The organism is Streptomyces sp. NPDC044061 (assembly GCF_056434305.1).
This window is the reverse complement of record NZ_JBWKFL010000032.1, coordinates 75,342-100,236: the sequence shown is the minus strand read 5'-3', so window position 1 is coordinate 100,236 and position 24,895 is coordinate 75,342. Positions and strand designations below refer to the sequence as shown.

Genomic DNA, 24,895 nt, shown 5'->3' with positions numbered 1-24,895 from the left:
CTGCTTCTCGACGGCGCGCTCCGAGCCGGCGTGCGTCGCCTCGTCGATACGGCGCTGCAGATCCGCGAGCTTGCCCGCGGTCGTGTGGATGTCGATCTCTCGGCGCTCTTCCGGCTCGGACATCGGGATCGCGGCTCCCTGCCTGCTCAAAAGGGGGGACGGTTACTCATCCGTAGCGTAGTGGTGTGCCTCCGTGTCGGCAGTGCGGCGTTTCCCACACCTAGGGTGACTTGCATGACGCCGCACAATGCATCAGACGACAGCCGTTGGTCCGACCTGGACCGTCCGCCTCTGAACGCCGCCGCGCTGCGGCGCGGGCTGGTCCGGGAGGGCGGACTGTGGTCGGAGGTCGAGCTGGTCCAGCGCACCGGCTCCACCAACTCCGACCTGGTGGCCAGGGCCGCGGCCGGCAAGGCGGGCGAGGGGGCGGTGCTGGTCGCGGAGGAGCAGACGGCCGGGCGCGGGCGCCTGGACCGGCAGTGGACCGCGCCGGCGCGCTCCGGGCTGTTCTTCTCCGTCCTGCTGAAGCCGGTCGAGGTGCCGGTGGCGCGCTGGGGCTGGCTGCCGCTGCTCACCGGGGTGGCCGTGGCGACGGGGCTGTCCCGGGCGGCGGGCGTGGACACGGCACTCAAGTGGCCCAACGACCTGCTGGTGACTGTCGGTGGTGAGGAGCGCAAGGCCGGCGGGATCCTCGCGGAGCGGGCGGGCGACGACGGTGTGGTCATCGGGGCCGGCATCAACGTCACCCTGCGGGCCGGGGAACTGCCGGTGCCGCAGGCGGGGTCGCTGGTGCTGGCCGGGGCGGTGAGCACGGACCGGGATCCGCTGCTTCGGGCGGTGCTGCGGTCGCTGGAGGAGTGGTACGGGCGGTGGCGTGCTGCGGGGGGTGATCCGGTGGTCAGCGGGTTGCAGGAGACGTACGCGGCGGGGTGCGCGACTTTGGGGCGCACTGTGCGGGCCGAGCTGCCGGGGGATCGGTCCGTGGTGGGGGAGGCGGTGGCCCTCGACGGGGACGGGCGGCTGGTCATCGCCACGGAGGCGGGGGTGCAGGAGCCTGTGGGGGCGGGGGACATCGTGCATCTGCGGCCTGCCTGAGGGGTGCCTGCGGTGGCTTCGGCGTCTCTGTCCGGCCGTGGGTTCGGTGTGGGTAGGTGGGTGGGTGCCTGCGGCGCTTCTGCTGCCGGGTGGGGGTGCCTGCGGTGGCTTCGGCGTCTCTGTCCGGCCGTGGGTTCGGTGTGGGTAGGTGGGTGGGTGCCTGCGGCGCCTCCGCTGCCGGGTGGGGGCGCGCGTAGCGCCCAGTGCGGTTTGGGGGTCGGGGCCGCGTCGGGGGGTGTCCGTCCTCGGAGCGGCGCGGAATCGGTCGGCCGGCCGGTTACCGGTGTTGACGCGCCAACCGCTGCGGGCGGACACCCCCCGACACGTCCCCTTCCCGCCGTGGGCGGCTGCGGGCCATGTGGCCGACGGTGCGGGCGGCGTCGCCTCACGGGTGCGGGTGACTGCGCGAAAAGCCACCTGCGACCCGCGCTCCGTGACGGTGCTGCGGCCTCCGGACTTGCTCGGCACTGCCACCGGCGCGAGCTGCACCGTCCCGGTACCGAGCACCTGCCGCCGGCCGAACCCGCCGGAGTGAGCTGGCGCACACCTGCCGTAGAGTTGAGGCCGGTCGATACCTGACCGTGGCAGATCGGAAGGGCAGCAGGCGTGACCGTCGACGACACGGACTCCGGCGAGGACGCGGACGCCGCCGACTCCGGCGACTCCGGCGAGGACCCGCTTGCCCTGCGTCTCGAGCAGCTCATCCTGGGCGCCGAGCGGCGCTACACGCCTTTTCAGGCGGCCCGCAGCGCCGGTGTCTCCATGGAGCTGGCGTCGCGGTTCTGGCGGGCCATGGGGTTCGCGGACATCGGGCAGGCGAAGGCGCTCACGGAGGCCGACGTGCTGGCCCTGCGGCGGCTGGCCGGTCTGGTCGAGGCGGGGCTGCTGAGCGAGGCCATGGCGGTGCAGGTGGCCCGGTCCACGGGGCAGACCACCGCCCGGTTGGCGGAGTGGCAGATGGATTCCTTTCTGGAGGGGCTGACCGAGCCTCCGGAGCCGGGCATGACCCGCACCGAGGTGACGTATCCGATCGTCGAGCTGCTCCTGCCCGAGCTCGAGGAGTTCCTCGTCTACGTGTGGCGGCGGCAGCTCGCCGCCTCGGCCGGCCGGGTGGTGCAGGCCGCCGACGACGAGGAGATGGTGGACCGCAGGCTCGCCGTCGGCTTCGCCGATCTCGTCGGGTTCACGCGGCTGACCCGGCGGATGGAGGAGGAGGAGCTCGGGGAGCTGGTCGAGGCCTTCGAGACGACCGCCGCCGACCTGGTCGCCGCGCGGGGCGGCAGGCTCATCAAGACCCTCGGTGACGAGGTGCTGTACGCCGCCGACGACGCCGGCACGGCCGCGGACATCGCCCTGCGGCTGGTCGAGACGATGGCGAACGACGAGACCATGCCGGAGCTGCGGGTGGGCATGGCCTTCGGCACGGTGACCACCCGGATGGGCGATGTGTTCGGTACGACCGTCAACCTGGCCTCCCGGCTGACCTCGATAGCGCCGCGCGACGCCGTGCTGGTGGACAGCGCCTTCGCCGAGGAGCTGATCCGCACCGCTGAGGCGCCCGCCTCCGAGGCGGAGGCGGCCGAGGCCGCGGCCGCTGCGGAGAAGGAGGGCGAGGAGCCTCCGACGTACCGCTTCGGGCTCCAGCCGATGTGGCAGCGTCCGGTCCGCGGGCTCGGCGTGGTCGAGCCGTGGCTGCTCGCCCGCCGCGACGGCCAGTCCTGACCCCTACGGCCGCGCGACGCCAGGCAGGTCCACGCACAGGCCGATGATCGGTATGCACGCCCCGTTGTTCTGCGGGGGCGTTGTCGAGCTGTGGCTCGGGGTCGGTGTCGGGGTCCGGGTGGGCGTGGGTGTCGTGGGCGCCGGGCGGGGTGCCGTGGCGGTCGGGGTGGCCGTCGGCCGCGGGGCGCCCGTCGGGATGGTGGTCGGGATCGCGGTGCCGCCGGGGAGCGAGGTCGGGGTGGCCGAGGGCGTGGGGGTGGTCGTGGCCGTCGTGGGCGCGGCGCTCGCCCCGCCCATGACCGAGGTGGCCGAGGGCGGTGCCGTGGGGTCGGCGCCGTGCGTGGCCGCGCCGGTCCGGCCGTCGGTGGCGACGCCGCCCGGACCGTGCCGGGGTTCGGCCTCCGCCGTCCCCGGGGCGCCGACCCCGGACTCCGGGGCGACGCGCACCAGGCTGAGGACACCGGCGGCGAGTGCCAGGCCGCCGGCGGCGAGCAGCACCTTGCGGGGGTGGGGCTTGCGGTGCCGGCCGCGAGGCAGGCCCTGCGACCGCTGGTCCGTGCCGGACTGTGCGCGTATCGGTGTCATGAAGGTCCTCCCCGCCGCGCGCGCCGGGGGCGCGCCGTGGCGGAGCGCACGCTATGCGCTCCTGTGGGTGGTGTGGGGCGAGACGACCGGGATGTCACTCGAACGGGCGTAGAACAGTGGACGGGGTCGGCTCTTTCCCGTAGCGGGGTACGGCTGCGATGATCGGCCCGACAGTGAGTTAACCCGCGTTAACCGGAGGGTGTCATGAGCGAGGAGCGGTTCGGGGAGTTCGTGCTGGTGCGGCGGCACGAGTACGTGGCCGAGCTGGTGCTGGACCGGCCCAAGGCCATGAACGCCGTCTCGACGGAGATGGCCCGCTCCGTCGCCGGTGCGTGCGCCGCCCTCGCCGCCGACCGGGACGCGCGCGTGGTCGTCCTGACCTCGTCCCACGAACGGGCGTTCTGTGTGGGCGCCGACCTCAAGGAGCGGAACTCCTTCAGTGACGCGGATCTGGTGCGGCAGCGGCCCGTGGCGCGCGGGGCGTACACCGGGGTCCTGGAGCTGCCCATGCCGACGATCGCCGCGGTGCACGGCTTCGCGCTGGGCGGCGGGTTCGAACTGGCCCTGTCCTGCGACCTGATCGTGGCGGACCGTACGGCGGTGGTGGGGCTGCCGGAGGTGTCCGTGGGCGTGATCCCCGGCGGTGGCGGTACGCAGCTGCTGCCGCGGCGGGTCGGCGCGGCGCGGGCGGCCGAGCTGATCTTCTCGGCGCGGCGCCTGGAAGCGGCGGAGGCCGCCGAGCTGGGCCTGGTGGACCAGCTGGTGGAGGAGGGCCGGGACCGCGAGGAGGCGCTGGCGCTCGGTGCGCGGATCGCCGGGAACTCTCCGGTCGGGCTGCGGGCGGCGAAGCGGGCGCTGCGGCTGGGGCACGGACTGGATCTGCGGGCCGGCCTCGAGGTCGAGGACGCGGCGTGGCGCTCGGTGGCGTTCTCCGGGGACCGGGCGGAGGGTGTGGCGGCCTTCAACGAGAAGCGCAGGCCCGAGTGGCCGGGGGAGTGAGCGCGGCCGGCTGATCCGCTGCTCGGGCGGTGAAGGGCACTCCCACCTGATCGCCGCACCAATGTCCCGAATGCGCCCATTTCTTCCTAACCTGGAGTGATGGGTGACGACAAGCGGCTTGCCGCTGTGGTGGCGCTGGCTCAGGGGATGGCGGCGGCGCACACTCCACGGGAGTCGTGGCGGGCCGCGGCTCTCGGTGCGTGCCGGGCGCTGGACGGCAGCTTCGCCGCGCTGTCGGTGTGGGAGCGGGAGCTGGGGCGGTTGCGGGTCCTGGTGAACGTCGGGGAGTGCCGCGAGGACGAGGCGGAGTTCCCGGAGCTGGAGACCTATCCGGTGCACCAGTTCCCGGAGATCACCGAGTTCCTGCACGAGCGGTGGGCGGGCGGCGGCGGGCCGAACGCCTGGGTGGAGACCGCCGAGGGCACGGCGGCCGGCACCCCCGGCTACTTCCACCAGCGTGTCGCCGCCCTGCGCCGCCGGGGCCGCGGCTGCTGTGTCGTGGCGCCCGTCGTGCTGCACGGCAGGGCCTGGGGCGAGCTGTATGTCGCCCGCGCCGTCGGCGTGCGGGTGTTCGCGCGGGCGGACGCCGACTTCGCAACGGTCCTGGCCGCCGTCGTCGCCGCCGGGCTCGCCCAGACCGAGCGGCTGGAGGAGGCCCGCCGGCTCGCCTACACCGATGCCCTCACCGGCCTGGCCAACCGCCGCGCCGTCGACGTACGCCTGGAGGAGGCCGTCGAGCGGCACCGCGTGGACGGCGTGGTCGTCAGCCTCGTCGTCTGCGACCTCAACGGGCTCAAGCGGGTCAACGACACCCTCGGGCATGCCGTCGGTGACCGGCTGCTCGAACGGTTCGGCTCCGTGCTCTCGCTGTGCGGGGCGATGGTGCCGGGCGCGCTCGCGGCGCGGCTCGGCGGTGACGAGTTCTGTCTGCTGGCCGTGGGGCCGCCGGCGGACGACGTGGTCAAAGCGGCGGACGAGCTGTGCCGCAGGGCGGCGGAGCTGGAACTGGGCGAGGGCGTGGCGTGCGGGCTCGCCTCGACCGAGGACGCCATCGGCCCCGTGCGCTCCGCACGGCGGCTGTTCCGGCTGGCCGACGCGGCGCAGTACCGGGCCAAGGCCGTGCGGGCGGACCGGCCGGTCGTGGCGGGCCGGGAGGGGCCGGACGACCCTGTCGTACGTCTCGCCGACGAGCCGTCGCCCGGGCAGGCCGAGCGGGGCGAGCGGCGCCGCTTCCGCGGCCGCCGGTCCTGAGCGCACGGATCGGTAAGGGGCTCTCCCGTTCCCCACTAGTGACATCAACGCATTCAATGCGTACGCTCCTGAATATGGATATGCACACTGTGGTGGTGGGGACGTCCGGTCTCACGGCGTCCGACGTTCTCGCCGTGGCGCGCGGCGGTGCCCGCATCGAGCTGTCGGCGGAGGCGGTGGCGGCCCTCGCGGCGGCCCGCGGGATCGTGGACGCCCTGGCGGCCAAGCCGGATCCGGTCTACGGCGTCTCCACCGGCTTCGGAGCCCTGGCGACCCGGCACATCAGCCAGGAACTGCGCGCCCAGCTGCAGCGCAACATCGTCCGCTCGCACGCGGCCGGCATGGGCCCCCGGGTCGAGCGGGAGGTCGTCCGGGCCCTGATGTTCCTGCGCCTGAAGACCGTCTGCTCCGGACACACCGGTGTCCGGCCCGAGGTCGCGCAGACCATGGCCGACGTGCTGAACGCCGGCATCACCCCCGTCGTGCACGAGTACGGCTCCCTCGGCTGCTCCGGCGACCTGGCCCCGCTCTCCCACTGCGCCCTCGCGCTCATGGGCGAGGGGGACGCGGAAGGCCCCGACGGAGTCGTGCGGCCCGCCGGCGAACTGCTCGCCGAGCACGGGATCCAGCCCGTCGAGCTGCGCGAGAAGGAGGGCCTGGCCCTCCTCAACGGCACCGACGGCATGCTCGGCATGCTGATCATGGCCCTCGCCGACCTGGACACCCTCTACAAGTCCGCCGACGTCACCGCCGCCCTCAGCCTCGAGGCGCTGCTCGGCACCGACAAGGTCCTCGCGCCCGAGCTGCACGCCATCCGGCCCCACCCGGGCCAGGGCGACTCCGCCGCGAACATGCTCGCCGTCCTCAAGGACTCCGGACTCACCGGGCATCACCAGGACGACGCGCCCCGCGTCCAGGACGCCTACTCCGTGCGCTGCGCCCCGCAGGTCGCCGGCGCCGGACGCGACACCCTCGCGCACGCCCGCCTCGTCGCCGAGCGGGAACTCGCCTCCGCCGTCGACAACCCCGTCGTGCTGCCCGACGGCCGCGTGGAGTCCAACGGCAACTTCCACGGCGCCCCCGTGGCCTACGTCCTGGACTTCCTCGCCATCGCGGCCGCCGACCTCGGCTCCATCGCCGAGCGCCGCACGGACCGGCTGCTGGACAAGAACCGCAGCCACGGCCTGCCGCCGTTCCTCGCCGACGACGCCGGCGTGGACTCCGGCCTGATGATCGCCCAGTACACGCAGGCCGCCCTGGTCAGCGAGATGAAGCGGCTCGCCGTACCGGCCTCCGCGGACTCCATCCCGTCCTCCGCGATGCAGGAGGACCACGTGTCCATGGGCTGGTCGGCCGCGCGCAAGCTGCGCACCGCCGTCGACAACCTCACCCGGATCATCGCCGTCGAGCTGTACGCCGCCACCCGCGGTGTCGAACTGCGCGAGGGCCTGACCCCGGCACCGGCCTCGCAGGCCGTGATCGGGGCTCTGCGCGCCGCGGGCGTGCAGGGCCCGGGCCCCGACCGCTTCCTGGCCCCCGACCTGGCCGCCGCCGACGCGTTCGTGCGCGGGGGGCATCTCGTCGCCGCCGTGGAGTCGGTCACCGGACCGCTGCGGTAAGAGGCGAGCGGAACAGTAAAAAGGGGCCCTGTCCGTGCGGCAGGGCCCCTTTTCGACGTCACTTCAGCTTGGCCGCCTGGGCCTTGATGACCGGGGCCGACACCGTGTAGGCCTTCTTGCTCATCATCGCGCCGATGTTGATGGTGGTGTACGTGGCGAGGGTGTTCCCGTGCCGCACGACCTCGGCGTGCAACGGCAGGGCGCCGTCCTTGCCCGAGTCGTTGGTCGCGGTGAAGGCCACCGACTCCTCACCCGTGCCGGAGGACTTCTCCACGGCGACCTTGGTGAACTTCCCCTTCTCGCCGTCCTGCACGCCGGAGAAGCCGCCCGAGCAGGCCTTCACGGCGTCGGAGACGGACTTCAGGCCCGCCGCGGCGCCGTCACCGTCGTACGAGGCCAGGGTGACCACGGTGACGTCCAGGTCCATGGACTTGCCGAGGGCGTCCTCGAACTTGCCGTCGGCCAGGTCGTCGAGGGACGTGGCGTCGTCCGTGGGGTCCTTCTTGTCCTCCGTGGCCATGCGGCTGGTGTTCGCCGCCGGGTCGCCGGGGGCGATGCCGGTCAGGGCCCGCAGCACCGGGTCGCACCGGGCGTCGTCCGACGTGACCTTGCTCTTGGCGGGGATGCCGCCCTCGACGGGTTCGACCTTGAAGCCGGGCACCTCGCCCTTGGCGATGATCAGCTTCTGCAGCTCCGCGGCGCTCGGCGCCTTCGCGTCCGCCTGCTCGGTCCTGCCGCCCTTGCCGTCGCCGGAGTCCTTCGAACCCCCGTCGGAACAGCCCGTGATGAGGGCGAGCGAAAGTGCGCCCACAGCCGCGGTGGCGCACAGCCGCACGCCCGATGATCTCTTCATGGGCGGACTATGCGTTCCCAGTCAAGGAATCGTCAAGCGGAATTAAAAGCCGAGGCGTTCCCGACGTACCGAATACACCACGAATCCGGCGCCGATGGCGAGGAAGGCGCTGCCGCCGATGACGTACGGCGTGGTGTCGAAGCTGCCGGTGTCCGCGAGCCGCGTGCCGTCCGCGGTGTCCGAGGTCTCCGCGGCGTCGGTGGCCGCCGCTTCGGACAGGGCCTTGGCCTGCTGCGTGACCTGCGACGTCGTGCTCGTGGCCGTGGTCGCTCTCGCCGAGTCGTCCTGCGACGCGTTGGCGGACGGGACGAACCACAGGGCGCACAGCAGGGTCCCCGCGGCGGTGGCGGTCAGCAACGGGCGGCGAGCGGATGACACGGAATATCGATCCCCCTTGTGACGCTGGCGAATTGGCCGTGTGGGGCGATGTTAGTGAAAGTCGCGGGTCACAGGAAAGTCACGGGAGGTTTCGGTCGTACGCTCCGGGCATGAGCACGGAAGAGACATCACAGTTTGTACGACTTCGGGTGGAGCTGGTCCTCGAGGTACAGGACGAGGACGGGCTGACCAAGGCCGCGCTGCGCCGGCTGGCCGCCGATCCGGAGCTGCCTCCGCAGGAGCGGACGCACGCCGAGGCCGCTGTGACGGAAGACACCGCGGAGGCCCTCGCCTATCTCGTGGACCCGTTCGACCTGGTCAGTGAGGTACCCGGCGTGGAGCTCCAGCAGGCCTCCTGGTCCAGCGAACGCATCGAGTACGACCCTGACTCGCCCGACTGGGACCTGGACGAGGATGATGGGCAGGACGACGACGAAGAGGACGGCATCGGCTGAACGTCGCGGGGCACCCATGACCCCGGGCGGCAACCGCCGTCCGGGGTTTCGACGTCTCAGGGGGCGCACGGACGACTTCCGCACCACCCGCCGCGGGCGGACGTGGTGCGGCCCACACATGGCGACCATGTGATAAGGGACGGACCGCCCGTAGGTTGAAGGTTCCCCAACGGGGACTGGGGTTTCCGCGATTACGGCAACGATGGAGAAGCGTGTGATGACGAACAGTAAGCGGCGCAAGGGCCTGACGGTCGCGTCCGCACTGCTCGGCGGTGTGCTGGCACTCACCGGATGTTCCGGCGGCGGCAACGCCAAGGCCACCGACAACGGCGACACCTCCCAGGCCAAGGCCGACGAGGCGGCGGCCAAGAAGTCGTCCGAGGCCCAGATCACGATCACGCCCAAGGACGGCTCCAACAACGCCTCCATCAACAACTCGGCCGCCGTCAGGGTCGCCAAGGGCACGCTCACCGGTGTGACGATGACCACCGTCGACGGCAAGGCCGTCGCGGGCGCGCTGTCCGCCGACAAGTCCAGCTGGAAGCCCACCACCCAGCTGCAGCGCTCGACCACCTACAAGGTCGCCGCCGAGGCCAAGGACTCCGCCGGCCGGGTCGCCCACGAGAACGCCTCCTTCACCACGGTCTCCCCGGCCAACAGCTTCATAGGCAACTTCACGCCGGAGGACGGCTCCACCGTCGGCGTCGGCATGCCCGTGTCGATCAACTTCGACAAGGCGATCACCGACAAGGCCGCCGTCCAGAAGGGCATCACGGTCACCTCCAGCAGCGGTCAGGAGGTCGTGGGCCACTGGTTCAACGCCAACCGCATCGACTTCCGTCCGGAGGAGTACTGGAAGGAGAACTCCACCGTCACGCTGAAGCTCGACCTCGACGGCGTCCAGGGCGCGAGCGGCGTCTACGGCGTGCAGCAGAAGACGGTCACCTTCCACATCGGCCGCAACCAGGTCTCCTACGTCGACGCGCAGACCAAGCAGATGAAGGTCACGCAGGACGGCAAGGTCGTCAAGACCATACCGATCTCCGCGGGTTCGCCGGAGAACAAGACGTACGAGGGCGTCATGGTCATGCAGGAGAAGTTCAAGGAGACGCGCATGAACGGCGCGACCGTGGGCTTCACCGACGACGACGGCAAGGGCGAGTACGACATCAAGGACGTGCCGCACGCCATCCGCCTGACCAGTTCCGGCACCTTCCTGCACGGCAACTACTGGGGCGCGAAGTCCATCTTCGGCAGCGTGAACACCAGCCACGGCTGCGTGGGCCTGTCCGACACCAAGGGCGCGAAGGACCCGCACACGCCGGCCGCCTGGATGTACGACCACTCCCTCGTCGGTGACGTCGTGGTCGTCCAGCACACCGGCGACAAGACCGTCTCCCCGGACAACGGCCTCAACGGCTGGAACCTCGACTGGGCGCAGTGGAAGGCCGGTTCGGCCGTCTGACAGCCCGCTCACAGTCACACCGATGCCGCCCCAAGGGGCGGCATCGGTGTTTCCGGGGCGTGCCACAGCCTTCTCATGGTTCTTTTATTTCGGCCTTATCGAGTCATCACGGTCCGTCCCTAGCTTGCGGGCATGTTCTTCACCTACCTGAGGCGCGAACTGCGCCGCCGCAGAAAGGCGGCCCTCGTCGTCGCCTCCGGCCTCGCGCTCGGCATCGCGCTGGTCATCGTGGTCAACTCCGTGTCCAGCGGCATGGGGAAGGCCCAGGACAAGGTCCTGCAGTCGCTGTACGGGCTGGGTACGGACATGACCGTCACCAAGGCCTCGACACCGACCGCGAGCAGCTCCCAGCGCCCGCGGTTCCGGTTCGACGCGCGCAACGGCGACGACGACTCCCGGCAGAGCAGCGACCGCGTCATGGTGCAGGGCTTCACCACGCTGGCCTCCTCGACCGTCACCAAGGTCGCGGATCAGAAGGGTGTTTCGTCGGCCGTCGGCGGGCTCAGCCTCAACGTGCTCAAGGTCAACGGCCAGTTCACCCGCGGCCAGTTCCAGCAGAACGGCAACGGCGGCGGCGAGCAGGGCCGGCCGGGCGGTGGGACCGGCGGGCAGCCGCAGGGCGAAGTCCGTGGCGGCGGCGCCGACTTCGACGTCAACCAGTACACCGTCTTCGGCACCGACGTCACCAGGACCGCGCTCGGCCCGCTGACCTCGTCGAAGATCACCAGCGGTCGCTCCTTCAAGGCCACGGAGACGAACGCCAAGGTGGCCGTGGCCGACTCGGCCTACGCCAAGCAGAAGAAGTACAAGGTCGGCTCCACCGTCACCGTCAAGGGCGTCGAGTTCGAGGTGATCGGCATCGCCACCGCCGACAGCGGTGACTCGGCGGCCAACCTCTACATCCCGCTGAAGCAGGCCCAGACGCTGGCCGGTCAGAAGAACAAGGTCACCACGATCTACGTCAAGGCGACCGACTCCCAGCGGATCGACACCGTCAAGAGCGCGATCCAGAAGAACGTCTCGGGTACGACCGTCACCACCTCCTCCGACCTCGCCAAGACGGTCTCGGGCTCCCTCTCCACCGCCTCCTCCCTCGCCACGAAGGTCGGCACATGGCTGTCCATCGCGGTGCTCGTGGCCGCGTTCCTGGTCGCCGGTCTGCTCACCTCCTCGGCGGTCTCCCGCCGGGTGCGCGAGTTCGGCACGCTGAAGGCGCTGGGCTGGAAGTCCGGCCGGGTGACCCGGCAGGTGGTCGGCGAGGCCGTCGTCAACGGCCTGGTCGGCGGCGCCCTCGGCATCGCCCTCGGCCTGGCGGGCGCGTACGCCGTCACGGCCGTCAGCCCCAGCCTGCAGGCCCAGCTCGGCGGCGGCACGGGGGGCGGCGGCCCCGGCGGCGGCGGTTTCGGCGGGCCGGGGCGGCAGACGGCCAAGACCCTGGAGGTCGCGCTCACGGCACCGGTCAGCGTGGCGACGATCGTCCTGGCGGTGGGCCTGGCGGTGGCCGGCGGCCTGGTCGCGGGCGCGTTCGGCGGCTGGCGTGCCGCCCGGCTGCGTCCGGCGGACGCCCTGCGCCGTGTCGAGTAGGACGCGCTCGTTCGACCCGAGGAGCGCGGAGAACCGCGCGAACAACCCCCACTCACCCGCGGCGGCGACGATGCGCCCCGCCCCCGAACCCTTCCAGGAGCCACCATGTACGAACTGAAGAACGTCACCAAGCGCTACACCAGAGGAAAGGACACCGTCGATGCCCTCGACGGCATCGACCTGACCATCGGCGACGGAGACAGGCTGGTCATCCAGGGCCCCACCGGCGGCGGCAAGTCCACGCTGCTGCAGATGCTCGGCGGCCTGGACCGCCCCACCTCCGGCGAAGTCGTCCTGGACGGAACCGACTTGGCGAGGCTCTCCGAGGCCCGCCTGACGAGGGTCCGCAGCGAGAACATCGGCTTCGTCTTCCAGTCCTTCAACCTGATCCCGACGCTCACCGCGCAGGAGAACGTCGAGACCGCCCTGGTGCCGCTCGGCGTGAAGGTGAGGGAACGCCGGGAACGGGCCGCCGAGGCCCTCGACTCGGTGGGACTCGGCGAGCGTCTGAACCATCTGCCCTCCGAGATGTCCGGAGGACAGCAGCAGCGCGTCGCCATCGCCCGCGCACTCGTCAAGCGCCCGAAGGTGCTCCTCGCCGACGAGCCGACCGGCAACCTCGACGAGGGCATGCGCGACGAGATCATGGACGTGCTCGAGCGCCTCTGGAAGGAGCACGGGCTGACCTTCATCATGGTCACCCACGACTCCGCGATCGCGAAGAAGGCCCCGCGCGTGGCCACCATCCGCAAGGGAAAGATCACCGTGCGCGAGAACGCGGGCGCCTGACGCCTCATAACACCGTTCGCACGCAAGGGACTTCGCGATTCTGTAACGGTGTCTGCCCCGGCGCGTAACAGTTCCGGGCAGCGCTTTCTCACCGCCCTCTCATCTATTGAGCCGTCTGATCACCCCCCGGCATACTTCGTGATCCGGGGGATTGACGTTCAGATGTGCGAGACATCCCCCGGCCGGGTGAATGGGGATTTCGCCCGGTACTCCATCTCCAGGGGGAGAACTTGCGCAGACAAGTGAAAAGAGCAGCTGCGGCCACGGTGGCCACCGCCGCAGCCGTCGCCCTCGCAGCGGGTATGACCAGCCCGGCGTCGGCGAAGCCCGCGCAGCAGACCTCGGTCGCTGCCGCGTCACTCACCGCCAAGCACCACGTCACCCTGATCACCGGTGACCGCGTCGCCCTCGACGCCAAGGGCCGCGTCGTCGGCCTGCAGCGGGCCAAGGGCCGCGAGCACATACCCTTCCAGGTTCGCAAGGCGAGCGGACACACGCTGGTCGTCCCCGCCGACGCGGCCCACCTGGTCGCCTCCGGCAAGCTGGACCAGCGGCTGTTCGACATCACCGAGCTGAACAAGGCCGCCACCCGCAAGGCCCAGAAGAACGGCCTGAAGGTCATCGTCGGCTACAGCGGCGCCGCCGCGGCCACCAAGGCCGACGTCCGGGACGCGGGCCACCTGCGCCGCAGCCTGAAGGCCCTGAACGCGGACGCCGTGCAGACCCCGGTCAAGGACACCGCCGAGCTGTGGAACGCCGTCACCAACGGCGACACGGCCGCCTCCGGCATCGCCCACGTCTGGCTCGACGGCGTCCGCAAGGCCGCCCTCGACAAGTCCGTGCCGCAGATCGGCGCCCCGGTCGCGTGGGCCGCCGGCTACACCGGCAAGGGCGTGAAGGTCGCCGTCCTGGACACGGGTGTGGACACCACCCACCCGGACCTCAAGGACCAGGTGATCGAGTCCAAGAACTTCTCCACCGCCGCCGACGCCGCCGACCACTTCGGTCACGGCACGCACGTCGCCTCCATCGTGGCGGGCACCGGCGCCAAGTCGGGCGGCAAGTACAAGGGTGTCGCTCCCGACGCCAAGATCCTCAACGGCAAGGTCCTGGACGACAGCGGTTCCGGTGACGACTCCGGCATCCTCGCCGGCATGGAGTGGGCGGCCGCGCAGGGCGCCTCCGTCATCAACCTGAGCCTCGGCGGCTACGACACGCCCGAGGTCGACCCGCTCGAGGCCGAGGTCAACAAGCTCTCCGCCGAGAAGGGCGTCCTGTTCGCGATCGCCGCGGGCAACGAGGGCCCCCAGTCGATCGGTTCGCCGGGCAGCGCGGACGCCGCGCTCACCGTCGGCGCCGTCGACAAGAAGGACAAGCTGGCGGACTTCTCCTCCACCGGCCCGCGGGTCGGCGACGGTGCCATCAAGCCGGACGTCACCGCGCCCGGCGTGGACATCACCGCCGCCGCCGCCAAGGGCAGCGTCATCGACAAGGAGGTCGGTGAGAAGCCCGAGGGCTACCTGACCATCTCCGGTACCTCGATGGCCACCCCGCACGTCGCGGGCGCTGCCGCGATCCTGAAGCAGGAGCACCCCGACTGGGGTTACGCCGAGCTGAAGGGCGCGCTCACCGGCTCCGCCAAGGGCGGCAAGTACACGCCGTTCCAGCAGGGCTCGGGCCGTATCGCGGTCGACAAGGCCATCAAGCAGTCCGTGGTCGCCGACCCGGTCTCGGTGAGCTTCGGAGTGCAGCAGTGGCCGCACACCGACGACAAGCCGGCCACCAAGAAGCTGACGTACCGCAACCTCGGTGACAAGGACGTCACGCTCGACCTCGGCAGCACCGCCACGAACCCCAAGGGGCAGGCGGCTCCGGCGGGCTTCTTCAAGCTCGGCGCGACGAAGGTGACCGTCCCGGCGCACGGCAAGGCCTCGGTCGACTTCACGGTCAACACCAAGCTGGGCGGCACCGTCGACGGCGCCTACTCCTCCTACGTGACCGCGACCGGCGGCGGGCAGACCGTCCGCACGGCCGCCGCGGTGCAGCGCGAGGTGGAGTCGTACGACGTCACGCTGAAGTTCATCGGCCGTGACGGCAAGCCCGCCCCGTACTACGCCGCCGACCTGACCGGTGTGGCCGGCCTGGCCAACGGCCAGTGGCTGAACCCGTACGACAAGTCCGGCACGGTGAAGGTGCGCGCGCCCAAGGGCACGTACATCCTCAACACCGCCGTCTACGGTGACCCGGAGGACGCGAGCAAGGGCATCGACTCGATCGCCCAGCCGAAGCTGACCGTCTCCAAGAAGCAGACGATCACGATCGACGCGCGCAAGGCCAAGCCGGTGGACATCACCGTCCCGGCCTCGGGTGCCAAGTCCGTGTTCGCCTCGCCCGAGTGGGACGTCACGATCGGCGACGGCCAGTACGGCTACGGCTGGTTCCTCGACTCGTACAAGAACTTCCACACCGCCCACCTGGGTCCGCAGCTGCCCGCCGGCACGCTGTCCCAGCAGTGGGACGGCCACTGGACGAAGGGTGCCACCGAGGAGTACGACGTCACCTCGGGCGGTCCGGTCAAGCAGCTCGCCACCGGCTTCACCAAGCACTACAAGACGAGCGACCTGACCACGGTCAAGGCCCGGCTGGGAGCCCCCGCGAGCGGCAAGAAGGGCTCGGTCAGCGCGGTCGGCTGGCTGCCCGGCAGCTCCGGCGCCTCCTCCGTCAGCATGCCGCAGAAGCTGCCCGGCACCCGCACCCTGCACCTGTCCGCCAAGGGCGGCGTGAAGTGGGACCTGGAGTTCGAGCAGGACGGCGGGGTCGACCAGGACGGCTTCCCGATCGCCGAGGCGGGCTACGGCCTGGGCGCGCAGTCCTTCACGGCCGGCAAGACGTACACGAAGACGTTCAACACCGCCGTCTTCGGCCCGCACGTCAACGCCGACTTCGGCATCTACCGGGACGGCAACGAGATCTCCGGCTCGCTGCCGCTGTTCGCCGACGGTGCCAAGCACGCCGGTTCCTCGCTGTTCACCTCGGTGAACACGACCCTGTACCGCAACGGCAGCAAGGTCGGCTCCAACCACGACCCGCTGTTCGGCGAGGAGTCCTTCAAGGTTCCCGCCGGTGACGCCGCGTACAAGCTGACCACCTCGGTCAAGCGCTCGGCCAAGGTCGCGGAGGCCTCCTCGCGGATCGACGCGGCGTGGACCTTCCGTTCCAAGAAGCCGTCGAGCGGCTCCGCCAAGCTCCCCGTGTCCGCGCTGCACTTCGGCGCCACGACCGGCCTGGACAGCCGTGTCGAGGCCGGCAAGAAGGTCACCTTCCCGGTCACCGTCGAGGGCGCGGCCGCGGGCAGCAACCTGAAGTCCCTGACGGTGTACGTCTCCTACGACGGCAAGACCTTCACGAAGGTCGACGTCCGCGGCGGCAGGATCACCGTGAAGAACCCGGCGAAGAACAAGGCCATCTCGTTCCGCGCCAAGATCGCCGACAAGAAGGGCAACACGTCGACGATCACGATCTACAACGCCTACTTCGGCAAGTGAGCCTCAGCATCTGAGTAGGCCGTGAGCGAACGGCCCGCCGGAAGCGCTGCTTCCGGCGGGCCGTCCGTGTTTGTGTGCACTCATGACGGCTCACACGGTCGAATACATCCGGTACCGCATCCCCGAGCAGCAGTCGGCGGAGTTCCTGGCCGCCTACACCCGCGCCGTGACGCATCTCGCGGCGGCACCGCAGTGCGTGGACTACGAACTCACCCGTTGCGAGGAGGACCCGGAGCATCACGTCCTCCGGATCACCTGGAAGTCCACCGAGGACCATCTCGAGGGCTTCCGCAAGTCGGCCTCGTTCCCGCCGTTCTTCGCGGAGATCCGCCCGTACGTCGAGAACATCGAGGAGATGCGCCACTACGGGCCCACGCCGGTCCGGGGCACGGGCGCGGCGACCCCGACTCCGTACGACTGGGCGGGCGGCGCGGAGGCCTTCTCCCGCCTGACCGAGGTCTTCTACGACAAGGTCCTCGAGGACGACCTCCTGGCACCGCTCTTCGCGGACCTGCCCGCCGAGCACGCCGCCCATGTCGCCCTCTGGCTCGGCGAGGTCTTCGGCGGCCCCGCCCACTACTCCCAGAGTCAGGGCGGCCACGGCCACATGGTCGCCAAGCATCTCGGCCGCAACATCACCGAGCCCCAGCGCCGCCGCTGGGTCAACCTCATCCAGGACGCCGCGGACGAGGCGGGCCTCCCCACCGACGCGGAGTTCCGCTCGGCCTTCCTGGCCTATGTCGAGTGGGGCACACGGCTGGCCCTCTACTTCTCCGGCTCCGACGCGAAGCCGCCGGCGGAGCAGCCGGTGCCGAAGTGGAACTGGGGGGCCGCACCGCCGTACCAGGGGTGACGGGATCCGTCAGGGTTTCAGGAGGACGGCACGACCCTCGCCGCGTCCGTGCCCCAGCTGGCCAGCAGGCGCAGGGACTGCGCCGAGGGGGAGTGCGGCTCGGCATGGTACGTGATCAGGGCCTGGTCGGTGTCGCCCGCCACCCGGAACGTCTCGAAGTTCAGGGAGAGGTCGCCGACCAGCGGGTGGTGCAGGCGCTTGACGCCGTAGCTCTTCTCCTTGACGTCGTGGGTCGCCCACAGCCGCCGGAACTCCTCGCTCTTGACCGACAGCTCGCCGACCAGCGCCGACAGGCGGGGGTCGTCCGGGTAGCAGCCCGCGTCCATGCGCAGGGCGCAGACGATGTCGATCGCCTTCTGCTCCCAGTCGACGAACAGGTCCCGGTACTCGGGGCGCAGGAAGACCAGCCGGGCCCAGTTGCGGTCGGCGGGCGCGAGCTCCGACCAGTCGCCGAAGAGCGCGGCCGCCATCCGGTTCCAGGCCAGGATCTCCGCGCGGCGGCCGGCGACGTACGCGGGCACGGCGTCCATGGTGTCCAGCAGCTGGCACAGCGCCGCCCGCACCTGCTGCTGCCGTGCCGCCGGCTTCTTCCGTTGCGTCTTCGGCTTGGCCAGGTGGGTGAGGTGCGCGTGCTCGGCGTCCGTCAGCCGCAGGGCGCGGGCGATCGAGCCCAGCACCTCGGCCGAGACGTTCCGCCCGTTGCCCTGTTCCAGACGGGTGTAGTAGGCGACCGACACCCCGGCCAGCTGGGCCAGCTCCTCACGGCGCAGCCCCGGCACCCGGCGGTGCCTGCCGAAGTCCGGCAGCCCCACGTCCTCCGGCTTCAGCCGGGCCCGCCGGCTGCGCAGGAACTCGCTCAGCTCGGCCCGCCGGTCCAGGGGCCGGCCTGCGGCTGCTTCCTGCTGTTCGTCCATACGTCCAGTATTCATGGTCGTACGCACACCAGCCTGATCCCGCCAGTGGTAGGCACAGCGGTCGTACGAAGAGGCGTGGTCTGGGTGCCGGACCGCACCTGCGGCAGGCTGGACGCCGTACCCGGTCGGAAGGCGACCGGGCACGGAACCCCTGCTAGGAGAACCCCGGCATGACCACTGTTGCTGCGTACGCCGCGCCCGCCGCGAAGGCTCCGCTGGAGCGGACCACCATCGAGCGGCGCGCGGTCGGCGAGTTCGACGTCCTGATCGACATCGAGTTCGCCGGTATCTGCCACTCCGACATCCACCAGGCCCAGGACGGCTGGCGGCCCGGCACCTTCCCGATGGTCCCCGGCCACGAGATCGCGGGCGTCGTCTCCGAGGTGGGCTCCGGTGTGACGAAGTTCGCCGTCGGCGACCGGGTGGGCGTCGGCTGCATGGTCGACTCCTGCCGCGAGTGCGACAACTGCAAGGCCGGCCTCGAGCAGTACTGCTCCACGGGCGGCACCGTCTGGACGTACAACTCCGTCGGCAAGGACGGGCAGCCCACGTACGGCGGCTACTCGCAGAAGATCGTCGTCGACGAGAACTACGTCGTCCGCGTCCCCGACGGCCTGTCCCTGGACGTGGCGGCGCCGCTGCTGTGCGCCGGCATCACCACGTACTCGCCCCTGAAGCACTGGAACGCCGGCCCCGGCAAGAAGGTCGCCGTCGTAGGCCTCGGCGGTCTCGGCCACATGGGCGTCAAGATCGCGCACGCGCTCGGCGCCGAGGTCACCGTCCTGTCGCAGTCCCTGCGCAAGCAGGAGGACGGCCTCAAGCTCGGTGCCGATCACTACTACGCCACCAGCGACCCGAAGACCTTCGAGGAGCTGGCGGGCACCTTCGACCTGATCCTCAACACCGTCTCGGCCCCGCTCGACTTCGCCGCCTTCCTGTCCCTGCTGCGCACGGACGGCACCATGGTGAACGTCGGCCTCCCCGAGGAGCCGGTGCGGGTCGTGCTCCAGTCGCTCTTCGGCAACCGCCGCAGCCTGAGCAGCTCCGGCATCGGCGGCATCGCCGAGACCCAGGAGATGCTCGACTTCTGCGCCGAGCACGGCATCGGTGCCGAGATCGAGCTGATCAGCGCCGCCGAGATCAACGAGGCGTACGAGCGGGTGCTGGCGAGCGACGTCCGCTACCGCTTCGTCATCGACACGGCGACGATCTGACTCCGTCGATCGGGCGGGGGAGCGCGGGCGCGGGTCCGTCGGCCGGGTGCGGGTCCGTGGCGGGCTGGTCGCGCGGTTCCCCGCGCCTCCGAAGGACTCGGGCGTCGTGCCCTCGACCGCGCGGTGCGGGCTACTCGACGGGGAATCCTTCCCCGGCGCGGTGGGCCCGCACCAGCGCGCCCCCGTCACCGTCGGGTCGCACGACATGGACCTGTCCGGCCCCCGACACGCGTGCCTCGCCGTCCGTCACGGTGAGCAGCGTGTTCTCGTCCACCGCGACCCCGTACGGCACGGCACCGCGCCCCACCGCCGCGACCAGCCGCCCCAGCGTCCCCCACTGGGCCGCGTGGACGTCCACCGCGAACGGCACGAGCCCGAGACCCGCCCGCACCTCGACCTCTTCCAGGTCCTCCCCGGTCTCGTCCGGGCACACCGGCACCCCGTCCACGAGCCACCCGCCGACCACGGCCCGCCGCGCGGCGAGGGCCGCCCCGGCGGAGAAGCCGGCGTACGGGACACCGCGCGCGGCGAGCAGCCCCGGCAGCCGGTCGAGGCAGCCGGCGAGGGCGTCCTGGTAGGCGGGAGTGAGCCCACCGCACACCAGCAGCCCGTCGATCCCGGCCAGCGCGGCCTCCGGCTCGAACCGGCCGCCGAGCGGTACCAGCAGGGCCACCGGCGTGCACGGGCCCGCCTTCCCCAGCGCCGCCGCATGGCGTTCGAACTGCGCCGTCCCGTCCCCCTCGTCGAGGACCAGGCAGCCGACCCGCGGCGGCCCGTCACCCACGGCGGCCCGCAGGAACGGCTCGTACACCTCGGCGCGGTCCCACCCGCCGCCGATCAGAAACGTGCGACTGCTCATCTCCGGTCCCTCCCCTTTTCCGGTTCCCGGTTTCCCGGTTCTCCGGTTCTCCGGTCTCCCGTCTCATGACACGAGGGGCGAATGTACGGGGCCGCGGGTGGTGCCGTCGCCGGAATTACGCGGCGCCCGGCAGCCAGGCCGCGTTGCCGCCGAGCACGCGGTCTCACGCCGTGCCCGGCCTGCCCGAGGCCCTGCGCAGCCGCCTCGCGGAACTGGACCGGAGCGCGGCGAGGCTGGACCAGGAGCGGAAGGAACTACGGCGGCTCGTGGCGGAGTTGGGTGGGGGATGGCGCGGGGCCGGCCGGGACGGGTCTCAGAGGCGGCTGTACTTCCCGATGTCCTCGGTGAACTCCTCGATCGCGCGTGCGGTGAGCGTCGGGCGGGTGTCGGCGATGGCGGTCATGTAGTCCTCGGTGGTGGCGGGCCGGCCCTGGCGCTGCGCGACCTCGCGCTCGAACGCCGCCTGCGCGCCCTTGCGGGCGGCGAACTCGATGTCGGCCGGGGTGAACAGCTCGCTCGCAGCGACCAGTTGGCCGATGTCCACCGAGTCGCGGGCGGCCCTGAGGTAGCGGCCCCAGATCGCCGCGCGGGCGGTCGGGTCGGGCGGGCCGATGGGAATGACGTAGTCGAACCGGCCCGGGCGCAGGAACGCCGCGTCGAGAGAGCGCACGGAGTTGGTGGCACAGACCAGCAGCCGCGCGTCGTGCTCACGGAAGCCGGGGATCAGCTTGAGCAGCTCGTTGGTCACCCCGTGCCCGGGGTCGACCGCCTTCCCGGACCGTGCGCCGGCGATCTCCTCGACCTCGTCGATGAAGAGCAGCACCGAGTCCAGCTCCGCCAGGTCCGAGAAGGCCTCCCGCAGCGCCGCGGCCAGCCCCTCGCTGGTGTCGGCCGCGAGCCGGGACGGGAACAGTTCCACGAACGGCCAGCCGAGCCGCGAGGCGACGGCCTTGGCGAAGCTGGTCTTTCCGGTGCCCGGCGGCCCGAACAGGATGACACCCTTGGGCGGCAGCACGCCGTACCGGTCGGCCAGCGCCGGCTCGGTCAGCGGGAGCACGACACGGCGTTCGACGACCTGTTTCTCCCGCTCCATGCCGGCCATCGCCTCCCAGAGCCCCTCGGGCAGCATGCGGCCGCCCAGCGCCGCGAGGACGTCGGCGTTGGCGGCTCCGGGCGGTTCGAGTTTCTCGTAGTAGGTCAGGCCGTCGCGGAACCGGTAGCCGGAGTTCTCCAGCGCCTTCGTCCCGGCGGCGCCCGAGGGCAGCAGCGCACTGATGTGGCGCACACCCAGCGCACGCAGCCGGCGCTCCAGCTCGGCGAGCAGCGCGCTGCCGATCCCGCGCTCACGCCAGCGGGAGGCCAGCGCCACCAGGACGACCCACGCCCGCTTGCCGTGCGCCTCCGCCACCGCCATGCCGACCAGCTCGTCGCCCACCACGGCGACCACCGCCGGCTGACCGGCCTTGGCAGCGGTCATCACCTCGGAGACCGGGAACACCGACTCCGCCTCGGCCTGGCGGCTCTGGTCCCAGATCTGGATGGCCTGGTCGAGATCGTCGTCGTGATAGTCGCGCAGATGCCAGGGGGGCATCGCCACCACCTCATCTGGACCGGGAGTCCCATTGTCCCCCGTGGGCGGGCGGCCGCACATGCGGGCACGGGCACCAATCCCAAAGGGCGCCGCCGACGTACTGGAAGTAGGCCCTGAACTCTGGGCACGCGCGAGACGATGGAAGGAAAGGTGTATCCATCATGCGAGCACAACGCGCCAGGCGTCTCGCCGCGGCGTCCGCGGCAAGCATCCTGATGGCCGGCGGCGCCGCGGTCGCAGTGGCGGGCACGGCCGCGGCAGCGACCCCTGCCGCGCACACCCAGGTGAGCACCGACCGGTGCTGGGACCGTGGCGATTGGCGCTGCTTCAACAACCGCTTCGACAACCGCTTCGACCGCTTCGACAACCGCTTCGACCGCTTCGACCACTTCAACCATCGCTTCGACAACCGCTTCGATCACGGCTTCAACAACGGGTTCGTCGTGATCATCGTGTCCTGACACCGGCGTGGCCGCGGACACGACTGCCGGTGCCGGTACGTGCAGAGCCCCCTCCGTCCCGAAGGGGGCTCCGTCGATCACGTCACTGGGGCAGCGCCCCGGGCCGGGCGGGCGGGGAACCGGCCACGGCCGCGTCGTACAGACGCCGGATGTCGGAGCCGAAATACGGGCTGTAGGAGACGTCGGCGGTGGGTCCCCCTGTCTTCCAACCGCCTATGCTCCCGACCACGTCGCCCTTCCCCGTGTGCGTGTCGAAGTTCGCCAGGAACGGGCCGCCACTGGTACCCGACCGGTAGTCGTCGCAGGCGATCCGGAGGTACGAGCCGGGCGTGCCGTCGCTCGGCGTGAACCGCGTCGTGGAGTCGGTGCAGGTCAGCGGCTGCTGGTCCGTGTTCGGATAGCCGACGAGCCGCACTCGGGGAAACGCGTAACCGCGCCCGGTGGCAAGGGCGTTGCCGCCCACGACGTCCTGCACCTGCTTGCCGTCGGTGCGCGCCCCGAGCCGTGCGAACGCCACGTCCCACGGCGCGCCCTTCGTGTGCCCGCGGTCGTAGTAGCGCTGATCGATCCAGACCTGGCTGCGGCCCCTGGAGTCGGTGGCGACCGGGAAGATCCCATGCGGTCGCGGCCTGGCCGCGGTCCACTGCGGCACGAACGCCAAGGAGCCGGTCCCTGCCCTGGAGTCCAGGCAATGGCCCGCGGTGAGCACGATGTTGTGGTGCGGGCTGCTGATCACGCTCGCGGTGCAGAAGTAGGAGCCACTGCCCCGCTGCACGTACATCCGCCCGATCATCGGCAGCCCGCCGAAGTGCGAGCTTCCCGGGCCGACCCCGGCGCGCCGTGACAGGGGCCTCGCCGCGTCCGGAGACGGTGCGTCGGCGGTCGCCGGGCTCCGGTCGTCCGGAAGCGGCATCGCCTCGGCCATCCGTCGGTCGGTCCAGAACCGCTGCGCCGCCGCGGCGGTCCAGCGCGGCGCCGCCTTCCCGTCCGCGGCACTGGCCGTGTCGACCACACCAGACGTGGAGAGCAGGCCGGCGATCGCGCCCGCGGCCATGAGAAAGGCACCGCGTCGGCCTGCACGGTGCCTTTGTGATATGCGTCTCTTTATATGGCTCTTCACTTGGGTTGCGCTCCCCCGGCGGGTGACTGGACAGGACGAGCAGAGAATAGGCGGCGACTGCTCGTGAGTCGAACTATTTACTTTTACTTTTTCTTTGCTTCAAGAGTGGAACCTTCATCGGAAAGTTTCCGAATTAATCATTCGCCTTAAGGGGTTCGATCGTGCCCTGACCTGCTGGTGGGATGCTTCGGCAGGTATGTCGGGCGGGAAATTCATGGATTCCTACTCCGCTTTGCCGGCCCTCTTGCGGACATTCGGAGTTGGTAATTCCATGTAGGGGTGCGCGCCCAAGGCAATTCCCTTGACGCATGTTCGGCTCTGGGTTTCGATGACGATCGACCGTTTGGTCACACGGGGAAATTCACATCATTCAGGGGGATTCTCGTGCCCGGTTTCCGAACCAGGTTCCTCGCGCTCGCCACCGCCTCGTCCTCAGGCGCGTTGCTCGCCGTCACCGTGACGCCGGCGGCCGAGGCCAACGACGGACAGCGAGCCACCAGCACCGACGCCGCGCTCCTCGCGCACGCCAAGAAGGTCGCACCGCTGAACGCCGTCGCCAACGCCCTCGGCGAGCAGGGCCGTGGGGCGTTCGCCGACAGCTACAGCGACCTGCACGTCGACGAGGACGGCGGCCTCGTCACCCTCTTCGCCACCGACAGCGCCCGGGCGGCGAAGCTGATCGCCGCCGCCAAGCAGGCCCACCCGACGATCAACACCGCGCTGATACGCGTTCGGCACGCCGATTTCAGCGGCGACTACCAGGTGGTCGTCGTCATGTCGGTCCAGCCGCAGGGACCGCCCTCCGACGCCACGCCGGCAGAGGGTGTCCACAAGTTGCCCCTCCTCGAAGCCACCCACGACTTCTCGGCGAAGAGCCAGTGAACGCACGGGCGAGGGCGCGATCCGAGAGAAGATCCGTCATCCACCTGAGCCACGCCCGTCGGACGGGACGGCGGAGCTGTCCGTGGGCCGATGGGCGTGGTCAAGTGCCCCGTTGACCCTCTCCTGCCGGAACGGCCGTGGACCCGCCGTCCGCCGGCGCCGTCGAGGGTTCGGTGGCGACGGGAGCCCAGGAGCAGGCCAAGGAGCCGCCGATCAGACCGGTGATCAGTCCGAGGAAGAGACCGCCGAAGTTCGCGACGGGGAAGGAGATCAGGGTGAGCAGGAGAGCGGCGATCCCGGAGAACATGCGGAGGTGCGGGTGGTACCAGAGGGTGAGCCCCAGGGTGATGAGCAGGCCTCCGATGACCAGGGCTCCGGCACCGGACGTGGTCGACATGGCCAGCGGAATCCCGCCCAGGTCCAGCTTCGCGTACGGCCAGTAGAGGATGGGCAATCCCGCCGTCAGGGTGAAGAGCCCCGCCCAGAAGGGACGTTCGCCACGCCAGGTTCTGAATCTGCGCCGGGCGCGCGCTGCGGTGACGCGCGGTCGGGGGCGTCTGCCCTGGAAGTCGGTGATCACGTGTCTTCCTGATCAGCGGTGCGGGGTGCGCACGGGCCGTGTGAGGCGGCTGCGGGGGCGTTCGGCAGGTTCGGCCCGCCC

22 protein-coding genes are annotated in these 24,895 nt (G+C 71.0%); 14 read left to right on the top strand and 8 right to left on the bottom strand.

Going from position 1 to position 24,895, the window contains the following annotated elements:
- The first annotated feature begins 234 nt into the window (after window positions 1-234).
- Both AC07CM_RS37495 and AC07CM_RS37490 read left to right on the top strand, forming a co-directional pair.
- Window positions 235-1,095 carry a biotin--[acetyl-CoA-carboxylase] ligase gene (locus AC07CM_RS37495; protein ID WP_478880978.1) on the top strand — a complete coding sequence of 287 codons (861 nt, stop codon included), beginning with the start codon at window positions 235-237 and terminating at the stop codon, window positions 1,093-1,095.
- A 606-nt stretch (window positions 1,096-1,701) separates the two neighbouring features.
- Entirely contained in the window at window positions 1,702-2,817 is a 1,116-nt protein-coding gene (locus AC07CM_RS37490; protein ID WP_478880977.1) for an adenylate/guanylate cyclase domain-containing protein, read from the top strand.
- Window positions 2,818-2,820: 3 nt separating this feature from the next.
- Here the strand turns inward: AC07CM_RS37490 and AC07CM_RS37485 are convergent, their stop codons facing one another.
- Window positions 2,821-3,402 (bottom strand): hypothetical protein, encoded by a 582-nt coding sequence (locus AC07CM_RS37485; protein ID WP_478880976.1) that lies wholly within the window; start codon window positions 3,400-3,402, stop codon window positions 2,821-2,823.
- Between the two features lie 204 nt (window positions 3,403-3,606).
- Here AC07CM_RS37485 and AC07CM_RS37480 point away from each other — a divergent pair, with 204 nt between their 5' ends.
- The 3 genes from AC07CM_RS37480 (at window position 3,607) to hutH (ending at window position 7,271) form a co-directional block, all read left to right on the top strand.
- Window positions 3,607-4,401, top strand: a complete 795-nt coding sequence (locus AC07CM_RS37480; protein WP_478880975.1) for an enoyl-CoA hydratase/isomerase family protein — start codon at window positions 3,607-3,609, stop codon at window positions 4,399-4,401.
- Window positions 4,402-4,500: 99 nt separating this feature from the next.
- Window positions 4,501-5,652, top strand: coding sequence for a GGDEF domain-containing protein (locus tag AC07CM_RS37475; RefSeq protein ID WP_478880974.1), 1,152 nt, complete (start codon window positions 4,501-4,503; stop codon window positions 5,650-5,652).
- 80 nt (window positions 5,653-5,732) lie between these two features.
- Entirely contained in the window at window positions 5,733-7,271 is a 1,539-nt protein-coding gene (gene hutH / locus AC07CM_RS37470) for a histidine ammonia-lyase (protein ID WP_478880979.1), read from the top strand.
- A 58-nt stretch (window positions 7,272-7,329) separates the two neighbouring features.
- Here the strand turns inward: hutH and AC07CM_RS37465 are convergent, their stop codons facing one another.
- Entirely contained in the window at window positions 7,330-8,124 is a 795-nt protein-coding gene (locus AC07CM_RS37465; RefSeq protein WP_478880973.1) for a hypothetical protein, read from the bottom strand.
- 42 nt (window positions 8,125-8,166) lie between these two features.
- A complete protein-coding gene (locus AC07CM_RS37460) occupies window positions 8,167-8,502 on the bottom strand; it encodes a hypothetical protein (protein WP_478880972.1) in 336 nt (111 codons plus the stop codon).
- Between the two features lie 110 nt (window positions 8,503-8,612).
- On the opposite strand from AC07CM_RS37460, the gene AC07CM_RS37455 reads away from it, so the two are divergent.
- From AC07CM_RS37455 to AC07CM_RS37430, 6 genes are all read left to right on the top strand, one after another.
- The gene (locus tag AC07CM_RS37455) at window positions 8,613-8,957 is read left to right on the top strand and encodes a hypothetical protein (RefSeq protein WP_478880971.1); all 345 of its coding nucleotides are present in this window, start codon (window positions 8,613-8,615) and stop codon (window positions 8,955-8,957) included.
- Window positions 8,958-9,174: 217 nt separating this feature from the next.
- Complete coding sequence (locus tag AC07CM_RS37450) at window positions 9,175-10,422, top strand: L,D-transpeptidase (RefSeq protein ID WP_478880970.1); 1,248 nt, start codon at window positions 9,175-9,177, stop codon at window positions 10,420-10,422.
- A 132-nt stretch (window positions 10,423-10,554) separates the two neighbouring features.
- On the top strand, window positions 10,555-12,006 hold the full coding sequence (locus AC07CM_RS37445) for an ABC transporter permease (RefSeq protein ID WP_478880969.1): 1,452 nt from the start codon (window positions 10,555-10,557) through the stop codon (window positions 12,004-12,006).
- Between the two features lie 105 nt (window positions 12,007-12,111).
- Entirely contained in the window at window positions 12,112-12,795 is a 684-nt protein-coding gene (locus tag AC07CM_RS37440; RefSeq protein WP_478880968.1) for an ABC transporter ATP-binding protein, read from the top strand.
- A 242-nt stretch (window positions 12,796-13,037) separates the two neighbouring features.
- Window positions 13,038-16,340 carry a S8 family peptidase gene (locus AC07CM_RS37435; RefSeq protein ID WP_478880967.1) on the top strand — a complete coding sequence of 1,101 codons (3,303 nt, stop codon included), beginning with the start codon at window positions 13,038-13,040 and terminating at the stop codon, window positions 16,338-16,340.
- Window positions 16,341-16,422: 82 nt separating this feature from the next.
- Window positions 16,423-17,193: a globin domain-containing protein gene (locus tag AC07CM_RS37430; protein ID WP_478880966.1), complete on the top strand. Its 771-nt coding sequence runs from the start codon at window positions 16,423-16,425 to the stop codon at window positions 17,191-17,193.
- Between the two features lie 17 nt (window positions 17,194-17,210).
- Here the strand turns inward: AC07CM_RS37430 and AC07CM_RS37425 are convergent, their stop codons facing one another.
- Complete coding sequence (locus AC07CM_RS37425) at window positions 17,211-18,107, bottom strand: helix-turn-helix domain-containing protein (protein ID WP_478880965.1); 897 nt, start codon at window positions 18,105-18,107, stop codon at window positions 17,211-17,213.
- A gap of 170 nt (window positions 18,108-18,277) precedes the next feature.
- Between AC07CM_RS37425 and AC07CM_RS37420 the strand changes: the two genes are divergently transcribed.
- Window positions 18,278-19,321, top strand: coding sequence for an NAD(P)-dependent alcohol dehydrogenase (locus AC07CM_RS37420; protein WP_478880964.1), 1,044 nt, complete (start codon window positions 18,278-18,280; stop codon window positions 19,319-19,321).
- 130 nt (window positions 19,322-19,451) lie between these two features.
- Here AC07CM_RS37420 and AC07CM_RS37415 read toward each other — a convergent pair whose 3' ends face one another.
- Window positions 19,452-20,180, bottom strand: a complete 729-nt coding sequence (locus AC07CM_RS37415) for a hypothetical protein (protein WP_478880963.1) — start codon at window positions 20,178-20,180, stop codon at window positions 19,452-19,454.
- 313 nt (window positions 20,181-20,493) lie between these two features.
- On the bottom strand, window positions 20,494-21,771 hold the full coding sequence (locus AC07CM_RS37410) for an ATP-binding protein (RefSeq protein WP_478880962.1): 1,278 nt from the start codon (window positions 21,769-21,771) through the stop codon (window positions 20,494-20,496).
- Window positions 21,772-21,932: 161 nt separating this feature from the next.
- On the opposite strand from AC07CM_RS37410, the gene AC07CM_RS37405 reads away from it, so the two are divergent.
- On the top strand, window positions 21,933-22,232 hold the full coding sequence (locus AC07CM_RS37405; protein WP_478880961.1) for a hypothetical protein: 300 nt from the start codon (window positions 21,933-21,935) through the stop codon (window positions 22,230-22,232).
- An 82-nt stretch (window positions 22,233-22,314) separates the two neighbouring features.
- Here the strand turns inward: AC07CM_RS37405 and AC07CM_RS37400 are convergent, their stop codons facing one another.
- Window positions 22,315-23,286 carry a trypsin-like serine peptidase gene (locus AC07CM_RS37400; RefSeq protein ID WP_478880960.1) on the bottom strand — a complete coding sequence of 324 codons (972 nt, stop codon included), beginning with the start codon at window positions 23,284-23,286 and terminating at the stop codon, window positions 22,315-22,317.
- A 450-nt stretch (window positions 23,287-23,736) separates the two neighbouring features.
- On the opposite strand from AC07CM_RS37400, the gene AC07CM_RS37395 reads away from it, so the two are divergent.
- Window positions 23,737-24,234, top strand: a complete 498-nt coding sequence (locus AC07CM_RS37395) for a hypothetical protein (protein ID WP_478880959.1) — start codon at window positions 23,737-23,739, stop codon at window positions 24,232-24,234.
- Between the two features lie 100 nt (window positions 24,235-24,334).
- Here AC07CM_RS37395 and AC07CM_RS37390 read toward each other — a convergent pair whose 3' ends face one another.
- Window positions 24,335-24,814 (bottom strand): DUF6114 domain-containing protein, encoded by a 480-nt coding sequence (locus tag AC07CM_RS37390; protein ID WP_478880958.1) that lies wholly within the window; start codon window positions 24,812-24,814, stop codon window positions 24,335-24,337.
- Window positions 24,815-24,895 lie beyond the last annotated feature (81 nt).